This window comes from Microbulbifer regidiadema (SeqCode) (genome assembly GCF_052466995.1).
The window spans coordinates 1,824,471-1,841,918 of record NZ_CP174297.1 but is presented as its reverse complement, the minus strand read 5'-3'; the positions used below and the strand labels follow the sequence as shown (position 1 = coordinate 1,841,918).

Annotated in this window: 22 protein-coding genes; 14 read left to right on the top strand and 8 right to left on the bottom strand. The window is 54.3% G+C overall.

What is annotated here, in order from left to right; translation table 11 throughout:
- Positions 1-5: 5 nt before the first annotated feature.
- The gene (gene wrbA, locus ACJJIK_RS07965; protein WP_444944699.1) at positions 6-626 is read right to left on the bottom strand and encodes an NAD(P)H:quinone oxidoreductase; all 621 of its coding nucleotides are present in this window, start codon (positions 624-626) and stop codon (positions 6-8) included.
- Complete coding sequence (gene arsC, locus ACJJIK_RS07960; RefSeq protein WP_444930316.1) at positions 626-973, bottom strand: arsenate reductase (glutaredoxin); 348 nt, start codon at positions 971-973, stop codon at positions 626-628. Before arsC ends, wrbA begins: the two co-directional genes overlap by 1 nt.
- 167 nt (positions 974-1,140) lie before the next feature.
- Between arsC and ACJJIK_RS07955 the strand changes: the two genes are divergently transcribed.
- The 11 genes from ACJJIK_RS07955 to ACJJIK_RS07905 all read left to right on the top strand — a co-directional run bounded on the left by ACJJIK_RS07955 (position 1,141) and on the right by ACJJIK_RS07905 (position 10,032).
- Positions 1,141-2,544: a YihY family inner membrane protein gene (locus ACJJIK_RS07955; protein WP_444944698.1), complete on the top strand. Its 1,404-nt coding sequence runs from the start codon at positions 1,141-1,143 to the stop codon at positions 2,542-2,544.
- Positions 2,519-2,923: a TlpA family protein disulfide reductase gene (locus ACJJIK_RS07950; RefSeq protein WP_444944697.1), complete on the top strand. Its 405-nt coding sequence runs from the start codon at positions 2,519-2,521 to the stop codon at positions 2,921-2,923. Before ACJJIK_RS07955 ends, ACJJIK_RS07950 begins: the two co-directional genes overlap by 26 nt.
- Positions 2,924-3,004: 81 nt before the next feature.
- Entirely contained in the window at positions 3,005-4,369 is a 1,365-nt protein-coding gene (locus ACJJIK_RS07945) for an L-cystine transporter (RefSeq protein ID WP_444930319.1), read from the top strand.
- Positions 4,370-4,498: 129 nt separating this feature from the next.
- On the top strand, positions 4,499-4,903 hold the full coding sequence (locus ACJJIK_RS07940) for a hypothetical protein (RefSeq protein WP_444944696.1): 405 nt from the start codon (positions 4,499-4,501) through the stop codon (positions 4,901-4,903).
- 349 nt (positions 4,904-5,252) lie between these two features.
- Complete coding sequence (locus tag ACJJIK_RS07935) at positions 5,253-5,777, top strand: RNA polymerase sigma factor (RefSeq protein WP_444930321.1); 525 nt, start codon at positions 5,253-5,255, stop codon at positions 5,775-5,777.
- Positions 5,774-6,157, top strand: a complete 384-nt coding sequence (locus ACJJIK_RS07930; protein ID WP_444944695.1) for a hypothetical protein — start codon at positions 5,774-5,776, stop codon at positions 6,155-6,157. Before ACJJIK_RS07935 ends, ACJJIK_RS07930 begins: the two co-directional genes overlap by 4 nt.
- Before the next feature lie 212 nt (positions 6,158-6,369).
- Positions 6,370-6,945 carry a DUF3106 domain-containing protein gene (locus tag ACJJIK_RS07925; protein ID WP_444944694.1) on the top strand — a complete coding sequence of 192 codons (576 nt, stop codon included), beginning with the start codon at positions 6,370-6,372 and terminating at the stop codon, positions 6,943-6,945.
- A 76-nt stretch (positions 6,946-7,021) separates the two neighbouring features.
- Entirely contained in the window at positions 7,022-7,576 is a 555-nt protein-coding gene (locus tag ACJJIK_RS07920; protein WP_444944693.1) for a glycine zipper 2TM domain-containing protein, read from the top strand.
- 65 nt (positions 7,577-7,641) lie between these two features.
- Positions 7,642-7,959, top strand: coding sequence for a PepSY domain-containing protein (locus tag ACJJIK_RS07915; protein ID WP_444944692.1), 318 nt, complete (start codon positions 7,642-7,644; stop codon positions 7,957-7,959).
- A 34-nt stretch (positions 7,960-7,993) separates the two neighbouring features.
- The gene (locus tag ACJJIK_RS07910) at positions 7,994-8,668 is read left to right on the top strand and encodes a response regulator transcription factor (RefSeq protein WP_444944691.1); all 675 of its coding nucleotides are present in this window, start codon (positions 7,994-7,996) and stop codon (positions 8,666-8,668) included.
- Positions 8,669-8,685: 17 nt separating this feature from the next.
- Complete coding sequence (locus ACJJIK_RS07905) at positions 8,686-10,032, top strand: ATP-binding protein (RefSeq protein ID WP_444930327.1); 1,347 nt, start codon at positions 8,686-8,688, stop codon at positions 10,030-10,032.
- 22 nt (positions 10,033-10,054) lie between these two features.
- Here ACJJIK_RS07905 and ACJJIK_RS07900 read toward each other — a convergent pair whose 3' ends face one another.
- The 5 genes from ACJJIK_RS07900 to ACJJIK_RS07880 all read right to left on the bottom strand — a co-directional run bounded on the left by ACJJIK_RS07900 (position 10,055) and on the right by ACJJIK_RS07880 (position 14,575).
- Entirely contained in the window at positions 10,055-11,854 is a 1,800-nt protein-coding gene (locus ACJJIK_RS07900) for an acyl-CoA dehydrogenase (RefSeq protein WP_444944690.1), read from the bottom strand.
- A gap of 236 nt (positions 11,855-12,090) precedes the next feature.
- Positions 12,091-13,164 carry an MJ1255/VC2487 family glycosyltransferase gene (locus ACJJIK_RS07895; RefSeq protein WP_444944689.1) on the bottom strand — a complete coding sequence of 358 codons (1,074 nt, stop codon included), beginning with the start codon at positions 13,162-13,164 and terminating at the stop codon, positions 12,091-12,093.
- Entirely contained in the window at positions 13,161-13,667 is a 507-nt protein-coding gene (locus ACJJIK_RS07890) for a phosphatase PAP2 family protein (RefSeq protein ID WP_444930330.1), read from the bottom strand. Before ACJJIK_RS07890 ends, ACJJIK_RS07895 begins: the two co-directional genes overlap by 4 nt.
- A gap of 357 nt (positions 13,668-14,024) precedes the next feature.
- The gene (locus ACJJIK_RS07885; protein ID WP_444930331.1) at positions 14,025-14,246 is read right to left on the bottom strand and encodes a DUF1653 domain-containing protein; all 222 of its coding nucleotides are present in this window, start codon (positions 14,244-14,246) and stop codon (positions 14,025-14,027) included.
- 8 nt (positions 14,247-14,254) lie between these two features.
- Positions 14,255-14,575 carry a DUF3301 domain-containing protein gene (locus ACJJIK_RS07880; RefSeq protein WP_444930332.1) on the bottom strand — a complete coding sequence of 107 codons (321 nt, stop codon included), beginning with the start codon at positions 14,573-14,575 and terminating at the stop codon, positions 14,255-14,257.
- A gap of 55 nt (positions 14,576-14,630) precedes the next feature.
- Here ACJJIK_RS07880 and ACJJIK_RS07875 point away from each other — a divergent pair, with 55 nt between their 5' ends.
- The 3 genes from ACJJIK_RS07875 (at position 14,631) to tmpT (ending at position 17,121) form a co-directional block, all read left to right on the top strand.
- Positions 14,631-15,326: an SDR family oxidoreductase gene (locus tag ACJJIK_RS07875; protein WP_444944688.1), complete on the top strand. Its 696-nt coding sequence runs from the start codon at positions 14,631-14,633 to the stop codon at positions 15,324-15,326.
- Between the two features lie 415 nt (positions 15,327-15,741).
- A complete protein-coding gene (locus ACJJIK_RS07870; RefSeq protein ID WP_444930334.1) occupies positions 15,742-16,251 on the top strand; it encodes a DUF1097 family protein in 510 nt (169 codons plus the stop codon).
- A 231-nt stretch (positions 16,252-16,482) separates the two neighbouring features.
- Positions 16,483-17,121: a thiopurine S-methyltransferase gene (gene tmpT, locus ACJJIK_RS07865; RefSeq protein WP_444944687.1), complete on the top strand. Its 639-nt coding sequence runs from the start codon at positions 16,483-16,485 to the stop codon at positions 17,119-17,121.
- Here the strand turns inward: tmpT and ACJJIK_RS07860 are convergent, their stop codons facing one another.
- Positions 17,122-17,430 (bottom strand): GIY-YIG nuclease family protein, encoded by a 309-nt coding sequence (locus tag ACJJIK_RS07860; RefSeq protein ID WP_444944686.1) that lies wholly within the window; start codon positions 17,428-17,430, stop codon positions 17,122-17,124.
- Positions 17,431-17,448: the final 18 nt, after the last annotated feature.

Below are 17,448 nucleotides of genomic sequence, written 5' to 3'. Positions count from 1 at the left end.
GTCCTCTAGTTCTCTGCGCCTGGCGCATTTTCCAGGGTCTTGGCCAGGTTGCCGACTCGTTTGCCCAGTGCTCGGCACAGGGAGACCTCATCTTCAGAAAGCGAGGTGGCGTGCTCACCGGACCAGTGCGAGGCCCCGTAGGGAGTACCGCCAGTGCGGGTGCGCATCAGGGCGGCCTCGGAATAGGGGATACCGGCGATGACCATGCCGTGGTGCAGCAGGGGCAGCATCATGGAAACTAAGGTAGTTTCCTGGCCGCCGTGCAGGCTGCCGGTGGCGGTAAATACCGCAGCGGGCTTACCGGTAAGACTGCCATCGAGCCAAATATCACTGGTCTGGTCGAGGAAGTGGCGCAGTGGCGAGGCCATGTTGCCAAAGCGGGTGGGGCTGCCCAGCAGTAGGCCGGAGCAGTTGCGCAGGTCTTCCATTGTACAGTAGGGGGCGCCTTCGCGCGGGACTGGCGGCTCGCTCGCTTCGGTGTCGGGCGATACGCTGGGCACGGTGCGCAGGCGAGCGCTGATTCCGCTGGCCTCTACGCCGCGCGCCAGCTCGGCAGTCATGCGCGCTGTGGCGCCAGAGCGGCTGTAGTAGAGGATCAGGACATAGCCTTGGTTGTCCCGATTCATCAGATCAGCTCCAGCACATTTTCCGGCGGGCGCCCAATCACGGCTTTGTCGTCTTTTACCACGATCGGGCGCTGGATCAAGATCGGATTCTGAGCCATGGCCTCAATAAGCTGGGCCTCGGTCAGATCTTTGTTTTTCAGCTCCAGCTGCTTGTACGGCTCTTCGCCGGTACGCAATAACTGCCGTGCATCAATGCCCAGTTTGTGCAGCAACTGCTGTTGGATATCCTCGGCAGAGAGTGGCGTTTGCAGGTAGAGCACGACTTCGGGCTCGATACCATTATCCTGTAACAATTGCAGGGTTTGGCGAGATTTTGAGCAGCGGGGGTTGTGGTAAATCGTCCACATTGTGGCGGCATCCTGTTACTGTTTGGCGTATTCTAACCGAAGACGCTTGTGGAGTTCTAAGGCGTATCTGAATAATTCCCCAGGCTCTATGGGGGGCTCAGAGTCTCCCTATTTGGGAGTAGTAATACTGCCGCCGGTGGGGATTGTCCAGATATAGAGGGATCGCAATGAAAAGTATGGTGAAGGACTGGGGAAACCGCTGGCTGCGCTTTGCGATGTCGCTGTGGAAGTTGTTCAATGAAAAGGATTGCCGGCAGAACGCTGCCGCCCTCACCTATCTGACCCTGTTTGGCATAGTGCCCCTGGTGACGGTCAGCTACGCCATGCTGTCTCTGTTTCCCGATTTTGCCGGCTTGCAGAGCAAGCTTCAGGAGCAGCTGTTTTCCCACTTTCTGCCTCAGAGCGGGCAGGAGATTCAGAAATATATCAGCAGTTTTTCCGAGCAGGCGCAGCGCTTGACCGGGGTGGGTATCGGGATGCTGATTGTCACTGCGGGTTTGACCCTGCGTGGTATCGAAGAGACCTTTAACGCTATCTGGGATGTGCCAAAGGGGCGCAGTGGAGTTTCCAGCTTCCTTTTGTACTGGGCGATTTTGAGCCTCGGCCCGATTTTGTTGGGAGCCGGTCTGGCGACGAGCACCTATCTTTTTTCGCAAAAGTTATTTCTGGGCGGGGCTGACTCCTTTGAGGTGACGTCGCTACTGCTCAGGGTTCTGCCATTTATTTTCAGCACCATTGTTTTTACCCTGCTGTTTATTGCCGTGCCCAACTGCAATGTACCACTGCGTCACGGTATTGAGGGCGGCATCATAATCTCGGTTGCCTTTGAGATTATGAAGTACCTATTCGGTGTGCTGGTCGCGCGCAGTTCGGTTCAGGCCATCTATGGGGCTTTTGCCGTTGTTCCCCTGTTTCTGCTTTGGATCTATCTGATGTGGATACTGGTATTGGCCGGCTGTGTGCTGGTGCGCACACTGGCTGTTTACCAGGCCGCGACCCAGGAGCGGGAGCACTCGGACCTGATTGCGATCCTTATTGTTCTCTGGCAAATGTACAGAAAGTGCGCACAGGGGAGGCCGCTGCGCGAGCGGGATATTTCCCGGATGGGAATCAAGTTTGCCCAGTGGCGGAAACTGCGAAACATTCTTCAAGCCAATCGGATGATCACTCAGACCGATCGCAATGATTATGTGCTGTTGAGAGACTTAAATAGTGTTTCTCTGGTGGAATTGGCCAGTTGGCTGAGCGAGGAGTGGATGCCCAGTGGCATTCCCGTAAACTTGGATGGATTGCCCTGGTATGTCGAGGTGGAGCAGCGTTTTGCCAATGCCAGAGAGTCTACCCGGGAGCAGTTGGGGATTACGGTCGGGGCGCTGTTCCTGGAGGCCGAGCAGTGGGACAATGAAAATAGACCCACTGGCTTGGGTTATGATGGCGGGGCCGATGAAGGGCAAACTAAGGTTGAAAATGGGGGTGATAGTGGCGCGGAAGAGGGAAATAAAGCAGGGGACGGAGAGAGCGGCAAAGGCAATCTTTCTTTTGTTGGTGTGCGCAATAAGCGCCTGCGTTAAAGACCCCAAGCCCCTGCAAACGATTGCGGGGGAGTCGCTGGATATATCCGGGAAAGTTTTATTGGTGAATTACTGGGCCGAGTGGTGCAAGCCCTGCCGGGAGGAGGTTCCGGTACTGAACCAGTTGGCGCACAGCAGTGATAACATTGTTGTTATCGGGGTTAACTTTGATAATTTACCCGCAGCTGAAATACAGCAGCAGGCGGACAAGCTCGGTATAACTTTTCCCGTGCTGGCAACTGAGCCGCAGGGGCGCTGGGGGCAAGACAAGCCGGCGGTACTGCCCTCTACATTTATCATTGGTGCCGATGGGCGCTGGCAAAAAACCTTGATAGGGCCACAGGAAAGAGACGATTTTATCGCGGCTCTAAAACTATAACTAACCTATCTATCGGGTTGTGGCGGATCGCTGATAGCATGCCGCCACTTTCCCTTTTGTTCCCGGTGGGACCCAGACTCTATGCATATCAGTTCACTTGCCTTCCTGCTTTTATTTGTTGTTTTTCTGTACGGACTTTTTCGCTGGCAGAAAAGTCGTGACACCCTCGCGCCGGCTGTATTGGCGGGCTTGCTTCTCGGGGTTATCTTTGGGGGCACTTTGCAGTTGTCCCGGGGCTGGGGGGCGCTACCCGCAGAGGTAATACCCTGGATTGAGATGATCGGAGACAGCTACGTTAACCTGCTGTACCTACTGGTGATGCCCCTGGTGTTGACCTCCATATTAGTGGCCGTAGTCAAAGTCAGTCACACACAGGCCTTGGGTAAAATCAGCATCTCAGTGATAGGGGTACTTTTAGGAACGACGGCAGTAGCGGCCCTGATTGGGGTGGCGATGGCCGAGTTGTTTGGGTTGTCTGCGGCGGGCCTGGTGGAGGGTTCCAGGGAGGCGGCGCGGGTGGAAGTGCTCAATGAGCGCATTGGCCGGGTCAGCGACCTTTCCATTCCTGAGATTATTACCTCTTTTGTGCCGCGCAATATTTTTCTGGATCTGACCGGCGCCCGCTCCACCTCTGTGATTGCCGTAGTGATATTTGCGGTGCTTCTGGGGTTGGCCGCGCTGGCGGTGCGCCGTGAATTTCCCGAAGAGGGCGCGGCGATCGAGCGTTTCGTGCATGTGGCTCAGGTCTGGGTCATGAAGCTGGTACGCCTGGTGATGGCTTTTACACCCTATGGGGTGCTGGCCCTGGTCACGGGCCTGATCGCAAAATCCAGTATGGGAGATATTCTCAATTTACTGGGGTTTGTGCTCGCGTCTTTTACCGCGATTGGCCTGATGTTTTTAGTTCACGGCCTGCTGCTGCTGATTGGCGGTATTAACCCGCTCCACTACTTCACCAAGGTGTGGCCGGTATTGGTGTTTGCTTTCAGCTCCCGCTCCAGCGCCGCCACCATTCCCCTGAATGTGGAGACCCAGGTAGAGCAGTTGCGCACCTCCCCGGCTATCGCCAATTTCTCTGCGTCTTTCGGTGCCACCATTGGTCAAAATGGTTGCGCGGGGATCTATCCGGCGATGTTGGCGGTCATGGTGGCGGTGCCCATGGGGATCAATGTGTGGGACCCGGTGTGGCTGGCGACTTTAGTGGCGGTGGTCGTGATCAGCTCTTTCGGTATTGCCGGTGTTGGCGGTGGCGCTACCTTTGCCGCTCTGGTGGTACTGCCGGCGATGGGTTTGCCGGTCACTATCGCGGCCCTGCTTATCTCCGTTGAGCCCCTTATTGATATGGCGCGCACAGCGCTGAATGTAAATGGGGCCATGACTGCGGGCACACTGACCCAGCGCTGGCTTGGCGACGAAGTGCCCGGCCCTGAGGTTGTCGAGGGCTAGGGTAGATTTGGGATTTTCCCGGAGCTGCCGACATAATCGCGGCAGCTGTCAACCAACTGGGCAAAGCGGCGTTTTAATCTCAGACACTTATCGTTTGGACTGTTGTTATTCCCCGAACAGGAGCAATCTATGACAAAGCTGATAGGGCTATCACTGTTAACGGCGAGCCTTATTTTTCCGCTTACATCACTGGCAGAAACTGGCAGTGGGGCGGATGGGCATGATCACGGCGACCATATTGAGAATCGCCTCGACCGAAAGGGTGATCGTATCGAGGAGCGCCTCGATGAGAAGGGCGATCGTATTAATGAGCGTCTGGATCGCCGCTCTGAACGGGCTGCCGCCAACGGCAAGGAAAAGTTGGCCGCGCATTTAGACCGGAAAGGGGATCGCATCGATAATCATCTGGATAATAAAGGCGAAAAAATCAACGAGCACCTGGATAAAAAAGGTGAGCGTATAGATAACCGATACGATCGCCATGAGCGGAGAAAGGAGCACCACCACGAAGCGAGCGAGAGCAATAACGACTAATCGCTGCTGGTGCTAACTGGCATTATCTCGTGAGTTGCGGCGAACGAAGGTGCCTCTGAATAATTCTGTACTCTCTCTGCGGGCCTTGACGGCTGTAGATGTTATGCGCGGCTTGCTGTGAGTGGCTAGAGCCCATTGCAACACGGTAGCTGTGGCCTTCGAAGCCCGCTCTGTGGGGGGCACAGCGCTCACACTCGGTGTTGTTACTTCTTGGGAGACTGGGTACTTCCGTGAAGCTGCGCATTGATTGTGATCACGCTGACAACGAAAAGCATTACGGAATTATTTAGAGGCTCCTCAATAGCCGCAGCAAGCTTCCATCCTGGCAAAGGGACCTCAATCGGCTTTTATGGATCAGTTTCTCGCCTCGGTGGAAAAGCGGGCATTCACTATGGCGAAATTTGCTGTAGGGAACCGTGATGATGCGCTGGATATCGTTCAGGATTCTATGCTGTCGCTGGTTAAAAGCTATAGCGCCCGGGATCGGGCTGAGTGGCGCCCGCTATTTTTTACCATTCTCAACAATCGTATTACCGACTGGCATAGACGCAAAAAAAATCTATCCCGCTGGCAGCTGCTGAAGGATAAGCTCCCGGGCAGCAGTGATGAGGAAGAGTGGGATCTATACGAGTTTCCAGATCCCAATGGCCGCAGTCCCCACAGCGAGCTGGTGGCTGAACGCACGATAAGAGCCATTGATCACGCTATTGAAAAGTTACCTCTGCGTCAGCAGCAGGCTTTTTTACTGCGCTGTGTCGAAGGCTTTGATGTCAGTGAGACAGCAACGGCTATGTCTTGTAGTGAGGGTAGTGTGAAAACCCATCTATCGCGCGCATTGCGCAGTTTGCGTGTTCACCTGGAGGCGATGGAATGACAAGTTCCAGCAACTGTTCATCGACTGACAACCAACGCTTGCTTGAAGCAGCCAATGCAGCTGTTGTGTGCAGGGAGGAGTCCCTCGACAAGGAGACGCTGGCGAGGCTGCGCAATATCCGCACTGCGGCGCAAACACAAAGTATTAAAGCGCGGCGCTATTCTCTCAGTTCTCTATATCCCTATTTTTCGCTGGCAGCGGCCTCTGCAATAGTTTTGCTGGTGCTTTGGTGGCCTAGTCCGGTTGTTGATAGTGATTACCCCACTGAGTTATTCGTGGGTGGCGACTGGTTGCTGGATGAAGATATGGATATTGAGGTGATTGAGGATATGGAATTTTATCATTGGTTGGCGGAGGAACTGGATGGCCACTCTTTGTAGTGTGTTATTCATCGCACTGATGACTGCGCTTTGCTGTGCCGCTGCCAGTTGGGCCGACGCGCCCGAGCCCACTCAAGGGCCCGTCCCGCCACACAAAGAAACTGATGTCAGAGATACCTGGTCGGGGGGTGAGCATGATTAATACTGCGTCCTCTCTGATTAAGTTTTGCCTGCTAGTAGCCTTGTGCCTCTGTACTAATAAGGTTTGGTCGGTGGCGTGGGACAGCCTCAGTGAGAGTGAACGGCAGCTGCTCCAGGGTGCGGAGCAGCGCTGGTCGAGCCTGTCGGAAACTCAGCAGGACCGGCTGCTGCGGGGGGCGCGCCGCTGGAGCTCAATGAGTTCCGAGCAGCGCAACAACGCCCGCGAGCAGTATGAAAAATGGCAGTCTCTGCCCCAAGAGCGTCGCAATCAGCTGCGGGAGTCCTACCGGCAGTACCGCGAACTACCGGAAGAGCGGCGTAACAGTATTCGCGAGGCGCGGCAAAAGTACCGGCAAATGTCACCCGAGCAGCGTGAGCAGATGCGAGAGCGCTGGCGTGAAGCCAGGGGCAATAGGGTCAGCGGGGAGAGGTCGAGAGGAGAAAAGAGTAGAAGAGAGCGCTTGAGAGAGGAGCGTTTAAGGGGCGAGCGGCTGAGGCAAGACCGCCCGAGAGGGGAGCGGAGGAGAGGTGATCGGCCCCGGCGGGAGCAGGAAAGGGGCCGTCGGTCTGAGGAGAGTCGCCGGAGGGGGCGCCGGGGCGATGCCGAGCGGCCAGAGGATGAAGTAAGCGCTGATACTTTAAGCTAGAGGCTCCCCAGTTCAGCCTCTATTCAGATCATTTTGAGTAATCTAGCTGTCATTGATGACTAGCGGGAGATTAATCGTGCAACTTTACAAACAGCTTATCGCAGGTATGGCAGTTGCGGCATTGGTGGGTCTCAGTTCTACGGCGAATGCCGGCCCCCAGGGGTATGCTGCCGATGGCTATGACTATGCGCGAGTTACCGAGGTTATCCCTGTCTACACCGATGTTCAGGTGATCACTCCCACGACCCAGTGCCGTGACGAGCAGGTTGCCTATCGCGCCCCGACCTCCCCGGCAGGCACAGTTGTCGGCGGGCTGATTGGCGCGGCAATCGGCAATAACCTGGGCGATCACGGTCATCGCGGGCGCCACCACAGCCACCATCGTGGGGGGGCGACAGTTGCGGGCGCCCTAGTGGGTGCACTGGTCGGCAACCAGATCAGCCGTGCCAATGCCCCCGTCCACTACGCGACCGAGTCCCGTTGCCAGGTTGTGGATCAATACTCTACGAGACGGGAATTAGTCGGATACGATGTACGCTATCGGTATAATGGTCAGGTTTACTTGACTCGCACTGACCATCATCCGGGCGATAGAATCCGGGTTCGTGTCGCAGTATCGCCGGCGCCTTGAGCTGGCTTGAGGGCGGCAGTGAGTTTTAATAGGGTGGAAAGTTGGATATCCACAGGAGCCGCACCGTGAAACTGAATCGTACCTTAGTGGGCTTATTGACTGTTGTTGCTGTATTTTTACCGGCGCTTGGTAGCGCCTCGCTACACAGCCACTCCGCCTATGAACGCGAGAGCTTAAAGCCCTTCTTTCTGCGTGTTCAAGGCGGCCAAATTTCAAAAGACCGGGCGGCTGCACTGGTGAAGAAGCGCTTTGGTGGAAAAATCCTCGCCATTTCTGAGAGCAAAAAAAAGGGGCGAGCGGTGTATCGGGTGAAGGGGCTATCGGCCAAAAGCCAAGTCTATGTCGTCTTTGTAGATAAGCAGAGCGGCAATATCTCCCGCTGAAAGAATAATTGCGAGCAGTAATAAGGTAAGTTCTATGCGCGCACTATTAGTTGAAGATGAATCCCTGTTGCGGCAACAGCTGGCGGAGTCCCTGCGCACGGCGGGGTACACCGTTGACGAAGCCCCCGACGGGGAAGAGGCACTCTATCTGGGGCGGGAATACCCCTACGATGTTGCCGTGATGGACCTGGGACTGCCGAAAATGGATGGTATCCAGGTGATTGAAACACTGCGCCGGGAAGACAAGCACTTCCCCATTTTGATTTTAACCGCTCGGGGCCACTGGCAGGAGCGGGTCTCTGGCCTGGAAGCGGGCGGGGACGACTACCTGGTAAAACCTTTCCACACCGAGGAGTTACTCGCGCGGCTGAATGCCCTGGTGCGCCGTTCCGCAGGCTTTTCATCACCGACGATTAAAGCGGGTCCTATCGTTCTGGATACCAGTGCACAGCGGGTCAGCGTAGACGATGTCGAGTTGGAGCTGACCTCGTTTGAATACAAGGTGCTTGAGTACTTGATGTTGCATCCAGACGAAGTGGTATCGAAAACGACCCTGACAGAACATATTTACGAGCAGGACTGTGACAGGGACAGCAATGTAATAGAAGTGTTTATCGGTCGCCTGCGCAAGAAAATCGATGCGGCGGCCCAGCTCAAGCCTATCGAGACCCTGCGCGGGCGCGGCTATCGCTTTGTGATACCCCAGTGAAGCTCGCGGGGTTACCCTTGATCTCCTATCTTTTGGCCTCCTTGAAAGGCCGCCTGGCGCTGGTGACCAGTCTTGTGTTGGTCGGCTTTATTCTGCTGATTTCCGGGGTGCTTGAGCACGCTTATCGAACCTCACTGGATGAAGCCAAGCACAGGGAGTTGCAGCTTTATATCTACACCCTGCTGGCGGTTGCCGAACCCGAGGGCAACAGCCTAATTCTCCCGTCTAATCTACCGGAGCAACGCTTCAACCAACCGGACTCCGGCCTGGTGGGGGCCGTTATCGACCGCGAGGGTGAGATTATCTGGCGTTCGGAGTCGGCCCTGGCAATGCCACAGTTGGAGTTTTATCCACTGTCGCAGGGGCAGGAGTCCTACTCGCAGGTATCGGTTCCGGGGCAAGAGGAGCGCTACAGCAGCTTCCGCCAGGGAGTTGCCTGGGGCCTGGAGGGCGAGAATTTATTTACCTTTGCGGTACTTGAGGATGCCGCTCCGCTGCAGGCTCAAGTGGAGCAGTTTCGCTCGACCATGTGGCGCTGGCTGGGGGTGGGGGCGCTGCTATTAATTTTCGCCCAGTGGCTGGTTTTACGCTGGGGGTTTGCGCCGCTAACGGCTTTGGCCTGTGCCCTTCAGGATATGCAGCGCGGCGGTGCCGATCGGCTGGAGGGGGATTTTCCACGGGAGCTGCGCCCGCTGACCGATAACTTAAATCTATTAATTGAGAATGAGCGGCGCCAGCGAGAGAAAACCCGGCACACCCTGGCTGATCTGGCCCACAGTTTGAAAACACCGCTGGCCGTTTTAAAGGGGCTTCACTTTTCCGGGGAGTCAGGTGCTGTCGGCAAAACGTTGACGGATCAGGTGCAGCGGATGGACAGTATTATCAGCTATCAGTTGCAACGGGCGGTAACCAGCTCGCCAAAATCCATTATCCGGGGAACAGCAGTGGCGCCACTGTTGGATAAAATCCTGGATGCCCTGGAAAAGGTGTATCGCAGCAAGCCGAGCGAGGTTGAGAGCTTTTGTGATAAAAATGCCCTGTTTTACGGCGATGAGGGCGACCTGATGGAGGTCCTGGGGAACTTGCTGGATAACGCCTATAAGTACGGTGACGGGAAGCTGGCGGTTTCCATTGAAAATATGCCGGATGGTCGCAAGCTGTCTATTCGGGTCAGTGACAACGGCCCCGGTCTCGATAGCGAAAAGTGGCAGGCGGTTACGCAGCGGGGGGTGCGCGCCGATGAGCAGCAGCCCGGGCAGGGGATTGGCCTCGCCGTAGTGGTTGATATTGTTGAGAGTTATGAGGGGCAGATCCGAGCAGCCCCTCTGTCATCGGGAGGCACGGAAATTACAGTACAGCTGTAATTTCCGCTTTGTGGCAACTTACTCAGAACCAGTTTTCCTGCATATCGAAGGGGACACTATTACCCGCTTGCAGCAGTGCGATCGCGGCCTCAGTTTTCGGCAGCTCCCATTCAAAGTAATATTGGGCGGTGTGCAGTTTGCCCCGGTAAAAATCCTGTGCCTCTGCCGTAGGGGCATTTTCCAGCGCTTTTTCTGCAATAATTGCCTGCTGTAGCCACAGCCAGGCAATAACGGTACAGCCGAACACATCCAGGTATAAAGTGGCATTCCCCAGTCCCCGGTCTACATCTTCCTGAAGCTGGGAGAATAGTGCGAAACTGGTTGCATCCAGTTTTTCCAGGGCCTCTTCCAGCATTTTAGCCAGAGGTTCGAGCTTGCTGTCTCTGGCCTGCATGACCGTATTGCGGATTTCTGCCTGTAATAGCTGATAGCCGGCAAGATTCTTTGCGGGCACCTTGCGCCCCAATAAATCCAGAGCGTGAATTCCCTCGGTGCCCTCGTGAATCGCATTCAGGCGGTTGTCGCGATACAGCTGCTCTACTGGGTACTCGCGAATATAACCGGCCCCACCTAAAACCTGGATCGCCAGCTCATTGGCTTTGAGGCAATATTTTGACGGCCAGGATTTTACTACCGGCGTGAGCAAGTCGAGTAGCGTTGCGGCCTTGTTGCGCTGTGCTTCGGTGGGAGCGGTATGCTGGTCCTCGTAAAGCGAGGTGGCGTAGAGGCTCAAGCTCAAGCCGCCCTCAGTGTAGGCTTTTTGCATCAGCAACATACGGCGAACATCGGCGTGCTGAACGATGGGAACCTGCTTGGAGTCGGGATCGCGGTTTGAAGGCATGCGCCCTTGGGGACGGCCTTTGGCGTATTCGAGTGAGTAGGTGTAGCCCTGGTAGCCCAGTATTGATGCGCCAGCCCCGACACTGATACGGGCCTCGTTCATCATTTGGAACATATATTTCAGGCCCTGGTGGGGTTCGCCGATCAGATAGCCTACCGCGCCGCCGTCCTCGCCAAAGCTCAATACCGTTGACGTGGTATTGCGGTAGCCCATTTTGTGCAGCAAGCCCGCGAGTTTTACATCGTTGCGCCTCGACGGGTGCCCCTGTTTATCCAGCAGGAATTTGGGTACCAAGAATAATGATATGCCCTTTACACCTGCGGGCGCGCCTTTTATTTTTGCCAGCACCAAGTGAACGATATTTTCGGTGAGGTTTTGATCGCCACCGGAGATAAACATTTTCTGGCCGTGAATACGGTAGCTGCCATCTTCTGCCGGTGTGGCACTCGTGCGAATATCTGACAGGGCCGAGCCCTGGTCCGGTTCGGTCAGGGCCATAGTTCCGGCAAAACGCCCGTCCAGCATTTGCGGCAGAAATTGTTTTTTGAGCGCTTCGCTAGCGAAAGTACGTACCAGGTTTGCCGCGCCAATGGTGAGAAACGGGTAGCTGGCACTGGCGATATTTGCCGCAGATATATAGGCGAGGGCTGTGCGCAGAATAACTTCCGGCAGTTGCAGTCCCCCCTCCTCAGCATCACAGTGTGCGGCGAGAAATCCTGCGGCGGCAAAAGCGTTCCACGCCTGTTTGGTTTCCTCGATAACATGGACGCTTTCACCATCAAAACTCGGCTCGTTCGCATCGCCCTTGGCATTGTGGTTAGCGAAAAACTTTTCGGCAATGGCGAGGGCGGTATTGAGCGTTGCATCAAAAATCTCACGGGAGTGATCGCTGTATCTAGGGCGGTCGACCAGAGATTCGGTATCTAAAAACTCGTAGAGTAAAAAATTGATCTCACGCTCATTGAGTAGTTGATGGGCCATGTTTACCTCTTACATTATTTTTTTGGTAACTCATTGATTTATCGGCGGGTTTCCAGAAAACCGCGCGTTCTAAGGGGCCCCTGAGAGTCTCGCAGAGATATTGCGGAATTATTCAGAGGCTCTTTAAGTAAACGCGCAGGGCAGACAAGGGGCAATGACTGATTGTGTGAATCGACTTGGCGATTGTTGGGGCGTTATTCAGCGGCTCTCTAAAAGGCGGGCTGGCCCAGAAGTAACTATTTGGAGGTTTGTTGCGTGGCCGCTGCGCCCTCTATAACCGATTTGGGCGCTACCTCACGCCACAACTGGGAGGAGAGTTCTGCGGGGCTCTGCTTACATCCGGCGGCGATCCACTTACCCAGCGAGTCCGCCACATCCGGCCAAACTATACGGCGGGGGGGAGGGCAGTGAGCGAGCCATTGTGCGATAGACCTGGCGTTGATCTGCTTCACTACAGTGGCCATTTTGAGTTGAGTGAGTGCCTTGGCATTGGCTTCCTGTTCAAATTGATTGGTGAGCGGTCGGCTGAGGATCGGTTTGCCCAGGGCCAGGGTTTCGGCTAAGAGCTCAAAGCCGCTGTTGCAGATTACCGCCTTCGAACTGACCAGGTCCCGCTGGAAGCCATCGATAGAGGGGGCCTTAACCTGAATGTTGTCAGCGGTGGGCAAATTGTGGGGTATCCCGTAGACGATAAAGGCGTGGGGCAGCTTGGCGAGTTCATCCAACATTGGGATTGGCTGTTCAAAAGGGAGGTAGACCAGAATATGCTCGCCCTGTACTTGCGGATATACGGGTTTATGCAGAACGATGGGGGGTAGGATCGGATGGCCGAAGTGGTGCCAATGTAGGCCGATACTCTCCTGTGTCGGGGCAAATGATTTCAGTATGGCGCGGGATGCCCACTTGTTGCGCGGGGTGGGGATCGGGTGCTCAAAGGCGTATTGATGCCCAATGCCAATACTGCGTTTTTTTCTCAACTTTGCCGCCCAGGCTGTGACGGGTTCGTAGTCGCTGATCACTAAGTCAAAATCGTGAACAGGCAGAGCCCTGATATCCCTGATAAATTTCCCGACACTGATATTTTTTAGCGTTGCAAAAGTGTTCAGGCGGCCGCGACTGTGTGTAAAGGTCATCCCCTCCCGCCACCAATAATTTCCAAAGGGGGACATCTCAAACAGGCTCTCTTTTGGGCGGCCTGAAAATAACCACTGCACCTCAACTTCCGGATATTTTTTAAATTGCTGAGCCAGCGCACGGGAGCGGCTAATATGCCCGTTGCCGGTGGATTGAACGCCATACAGTATCTTCATAAAAAAGCAGTACCCACGATTAACCCGACACTGGTCCCCAAAATAGCGCCAGCACAAATATCTGATGGAAAGTGAACCCCCAGGCCGACTCTGGCCGCACCGACGCCGGCGGCCCAAATATAGCCAAGCCCCCACATGGGGTTAACCTGGTGGACCATTAGGGTGATAAAAAGAAAGGCGCATGAGGTGTGGCCGGAGGGCAAGCTGAATCGATCGTGTGCCACAATCACCGAACGCATACCTGGAATTGATTGGGGTGGGCGAAGTCGCCGAGTGGTATTTTTTATGCCCCAGTAGAGGCCGCGCTCCAGTGCCACCGCTGTACATGCGATATAGAGTAACTGCATTGCGGAATTGAGCCATACATAGGCCAACAACAGTGCCCCGGCGGCCCAGCCATCCCCGGATTTGGAGAGCCACAAATAGCGCCTACGGGAGCTGGGGCGCGATGCCCGCTCAACCATATACAGCACAGCAGATACATCAAAACTCTTTAGATTCATCGGTAAGCCTCGCATGCCGATAAGTTATAAAGCGATTGTTGCACTGACTTGACCAGCTTATGTCGAAATAGTGAAACCTTGATTAGTGGGGAAAGTGCGCGAAGAAGTCGCATTTTAAGAGAGCAAGCTTACAGAAAGTATAGGGTTTATAGCTCGTTTTAGACTTAAGCGGAAAATGATTTGACTAATAAGTGTCAGAGATTTTCAAATTTATTGAGGCGACTCTATACGTCGTGAAAGTTGGAGGAGATGAAAGGTCGTAGCGTTGGCAGTTTTATTTTTATCAGAATTTTCAACAGAGAGGGAAGGGGGTTGCGGGGGCTGAAGTCCCCCGAAAAATAACCGCTGTCAGTGAGGCTAGGCGGCTATATCAAATGCCTGAATTAACTCAAAGCGCGGTATTTCATGGCCATCTTTGGAAGCTGACCCTGTAAATAGGCTCAGAGGGCGCACCCAGACACCATAGCTGCCATAAAGGGCCCGATACACAACCATAACCTCTTCGGTTTCACTGTGTTTCGCGGTGTGTAAAACCTCGTATAGATTGCCTCGGTAGTGGCGATATAAACCGCGCTGCATGGGTACCTCTAACTCACGTGATGGGGGGCAAGCTGTAACTGCTCGATGCGATTTCCATGTAATACAGCAGAGCCTGAATAGCGATGTTCGCCGGTTGAAGTAAACTCGAACTTGTAGCTGCGATGAAGGCTGAACAAGCCTCTTCGATCCTTCTTTATCCGGGTGCGCACCAGTAGCACCGTGTCGTCCAGCAGTTGAACACCGAGCTGTCGGCAGTGTTCAGATGCGGCTCGCCGGACATGCTCCTTAGCGGCCATACTGGCCCAGATATACCAGAGGAGCATAAAGAACAGGGAGAGCCACAGTATGTCGGTGAGGGTGTAGTACATTGCTAAACAGTTGCTATGATCGCTTTCCAGCAAGAATACCATTTAAGGAGCGCTAATGTCCGGCACGATTTTAATTACCGGCAGTAACCGTGGAATAGGCCTTGAGATGTGTACTCAATTTGCCGAAAGCGGCTGGAAGGTCCTGGCCTGCTGTCGGCAACCGGAGCAAGCCACTGAACTTGGGGCACTGGAGGGGCGCTTTCCTTCAGTGCGGGTGATCGGCCTGGATGTGACTGATTATGACCAGATGGCCTCCCTGGGCAAAGCGCTTGCCGGGGAGCCGATTGACATACTCCTCAACAACGCGGGCTACTATGGACCTAAGGGGGTGAGATTTGGCGCCATTGACCCTGGGGAGTGGCGCCGGGTCCTGGAGTCCAACACTATCGCGCCCTACATGATGGCTGAAACCTTTTGTGACAATGTTGCGGCCAGCGAGCACAAGCTTATCGCGGTGATCAGTAGCAAGGTCGGCAGTATCGCGGATAACCACTCTGGCGGAGGCTACCTCTACCGAACCTCCAAGACCGCTGTTAATCAAGTGGTGAAAAGCTTATCTGTCGATTTAGACCCCCAAGGAATTAGGGTTTTGGCCCTGCACCCGGGGTGGGTGAAAACCGCTATGGGCGGCCCGGCAGCACTGATTTCTACACAGGAAAGCGTTGGCGGACTAAAAAAACTGCTTTTAGACGATGAGCTGGTAAAAACGGGCCATTTCTATAACTACGATGGCAGTGAAATTCCCTGGTAGAACCGGGTGACCCCAGAGGCCCCATAGTGCGGGCCTCGAACGTCGCAGAGATATCGCGCACTGATGCCCCTGTAATGGCCTGTGACAAAACTTCCCTGAGAATCCCATAAAATACAGTTTCCGAACCCAGCGTATCAGCGGCATTGGTAAGCCTCGCGGGTCGGATTTATTTGCTTAAACATTTCTGCATATAACCACAGGATTGTCGTATTTGCCCTGTGGCGAGCAACAGCTTGCCGATTGCAAGATTGGGCAAGAATACGCAAGAAGTTTTCTATTATCCCGAGCGAAACATGCGTGAAAATGCCGTCAGGTTCAGGGCTGGTACAGGTTGGCCCTCTAGAATGCCGGCGGGTTTATCTTTTAGGCAAGGAAAACAACCCCTGACCAGTGTGTCCTCGAAGGAGCGGATATCATGAAATGGCTCGGTGCATTAACCCGGCGCAAAAGTGTTTCTACCCAACTACTGAAGTCGCCAATCCTCGCCGTCCTGATAGTGGCTGCGCTGGTGGGTTACCTGGGAGGGATGTCAATCTGGGTGGCGCTATTAGGTGTTATTGCTTATTACTCCAGAGGCTGTGATTGGCGGGCGGGCGCCTACAATCTCGCCTGTGTGGTCACAGGGCTGGGACTGGGGCTTGGCGCCCAAGCCGCAGCGGCTAAGTGGCAGATAGACCCCAGTATTTTACTTGTGCCGATTGCGCTGCTGTTTTCCATGATTAGTGTGTGGGCGATGGGTCTGGTTACCGGTATCAGAAATACCCCCAGCTATGCCATTGGTATTATTATCGCATTCCTTGCCCAGCTGGATATCACTCTGGATGCCTACTTCCAGTTGATTGCTGCGGTGTCGGTTGGAGCGATATTTGCCGGCTTGATTGATATTTTATGGCCGCGCAGGGCGAGAACTGCGGGAACCTGTTAATTTTCTCCCCGCTAGCAGCCCGCCCTGAGGGGGCTCTCCAGGTCACATGGTGTCGAGGTATTGCTCAATGTTGAAGCGTATAATTCTATCAACACTAATGGTAGTAGTGACGGCTTTGGCTTTTACCGAGCCTTATGAGGCAAAAAGCAGTATTGAGCCAGAGCACTACCGGACACTTCTCCGTTGATGTAATTTGTTGTTCTTTTCTAATTTGGTTATGGAGGACCGCTAGTGAAAGCAGAGTTTTGGCACGACAAATGGAAAAGAAATGATATTGGCTTCCATGAGGGAGCGGCTAATTCACTCCTGACCGAGTTTTTTCCCAAGCTGTGCCTGTCCCCCGGTGATCGTATTTTCTTGCCGCTGTGTGGTAAAACTAGAGATATCGCCTGGTTGCTGGGGCAGAATATAGCGGTGGTTGGCTGTGAACTCAGTGAAGCGGCGGTGAAGCAGCTTTTTAACGAGCTGGCGGTGACCCCACAGATAAGTCAAGTAGGTCGTCTAAAGTGCTACTCCGCTGCCCATATTGCTATTTTTGTCGGTAATATTTTTGATTTGCAGAGAGCGGAACTGGGCCCGGTTGCTGCGGTATATGACCGGGCTGCCTTGGTGGCCCTGCCGGAAGAAACTCGTAAGCGCTATGTAAAACACTTGCAGGATATTACCCAGATCGCGCCGCAACTCCTTATCACCTTTCAATATGATCAAGCGCAAATGCCGGGTCCGCCCTTTGCTGTGGGCCGCGATCTGGTTGATGAATATTACGCGGTGAATTATAACTTGCAGGCTTTGACAGCAAGAGCGGTTGTTGGTGGGTTAAAAGGCAAAGTTCCCGCCAGTGAGGAAGCTTGGCTGTTAACCCCCCAATAATTACGGCTTTTGTTGCGACGGCTCAACAGTTGGCAAGGGCTGACAGCCGAGGATCAAATTTTCTTTTTTGGATTTTGGCCACTTCTTAACGGCTATTTCCATTTTCAGGGCGGTTGATTTGTCGGGCAGTATGACAGAATACACCAGACTGAGAGGCCCCTTGCCGCGCAGGGCTTTAGCGGTTTTGGGACCATCACTACAGTGCTCAGTAAATCGCCTATCGAGATCATTGGTGATACCCGTATAGAGTGCCCCGCTGGCGGTTCGGATAAGATAGAGAAACCAATTTACCGCTGGCTCTGCCTTCATTTGTCTGCCTGCTTAATT

Coding starts and splice junctions, on each gene's coding strand:
- wrbA (WP_444944699.1), bottom strand. CDS start 626: ATGAATCGGGACAACCAAGGCTATGTCCTGATCCTCTACTACAGCCGC.
- arsC (WP_444930316.1), bottom strand. CDS start 973: ATGTGGACGATTTACCACAACCCCCGCTGCTCAAAATCTCGCCAAACC.
- ACJJIK_RS07955 (WP_444944698.1), top strand. CDS start 1,141: ATGAAAAGTATGGTGAAGGACTGGGGAAACCGCTGGCTGCGCTTTGCG.
- ACJJIK_RS07945 (WP_444930319.1), top strand. CDS start 3,005: ATGCATATCAGTTCACTTGCCTTCCTGCTTTTATTTGTTGTTTTTCTG.
- ACJJIK_RS07940 (WP_444944696.1), top strand. CDS start 4,499: ATGACAAAGCTGATAGGGCTATCACTGTTAACGGCGAGCCTTATTTTT.
- ACJJIK_RS07935 (WP_444930321.1), top strand. CDS start 5,253: ATGGATCAGTTTCTCGCCTCGGTGGAAAAGCGGGCATTCACTATGGCG.
- ACJJIK_RS07930 (WP_444944695.1), top strand. CDS start 5,774: ATGACAAGTTCCAGCAACTGTTCATCGACTGACAACCAACGCTTGCTT.
- ACJJIK_RS07910 (WP_444944691.1), top strand. CDS start 7,994: ATGCGCGCACTATTAGTTGAAGATGAATCCCTGTTGCGGCAACAGCTG.
- ACJJIK_RS07900 (WP_444944690.1), bottom strand. CDS start 11,854: ATGGCCCATCAACTACTCAATGAGCGTGAGATCAATTTTTTACTCTAC.
- ACJJIK_RS07895 (WP_444944689.1), bottom strand. CDS start 13,164: ATGAAGATACTGTATGGCGTTCAATCCACCGGCAACGGGCATATTAGC.
- ACJJIK_RS07890 (WP_444930330.1), bottom strand. CDS start 13,667: ATGAATCTAAAGAGTTTTGATGTATCTGCTGTGCTGTATATGGTTGAG.
- ACJJIK_RS07885 (WP_444930331.1), bottom strand. CDS start 14,246: ATGCAGCGCGGTTTATATCGCCACTACCGAGGCAATCTATACGAGGTT.
- ACJJIK_RS07880 (WP_444930332.1), bottom strand. CDS start 14,575: ATGTACTACACCCTCACCGACATACTGTGGCTCTCCCTGTTCTTTATG.
- ACJJIK_RS07875 (WP_444944688.1), top strand. CDS start 14,631: ATGTCCGGCACGATTTTAATTACCGGCAGTAACCGTGGAATAGGCCTT.
- ACJJIK_RS07870 (WP_444930334.1), top strand. CDS start 15,742: ATGAAATGGCTCGGTGCATTAACCCGGCGCAAAAGTGTTTCTACCCAA.
- ACJJIK_RS07860 (WP_444944686.1), bottom strand. CDS start 17,430: ATGAAGGCAGAGCCAGCGGTAAATTGGTTTCTCTATCTTATCCGAACC.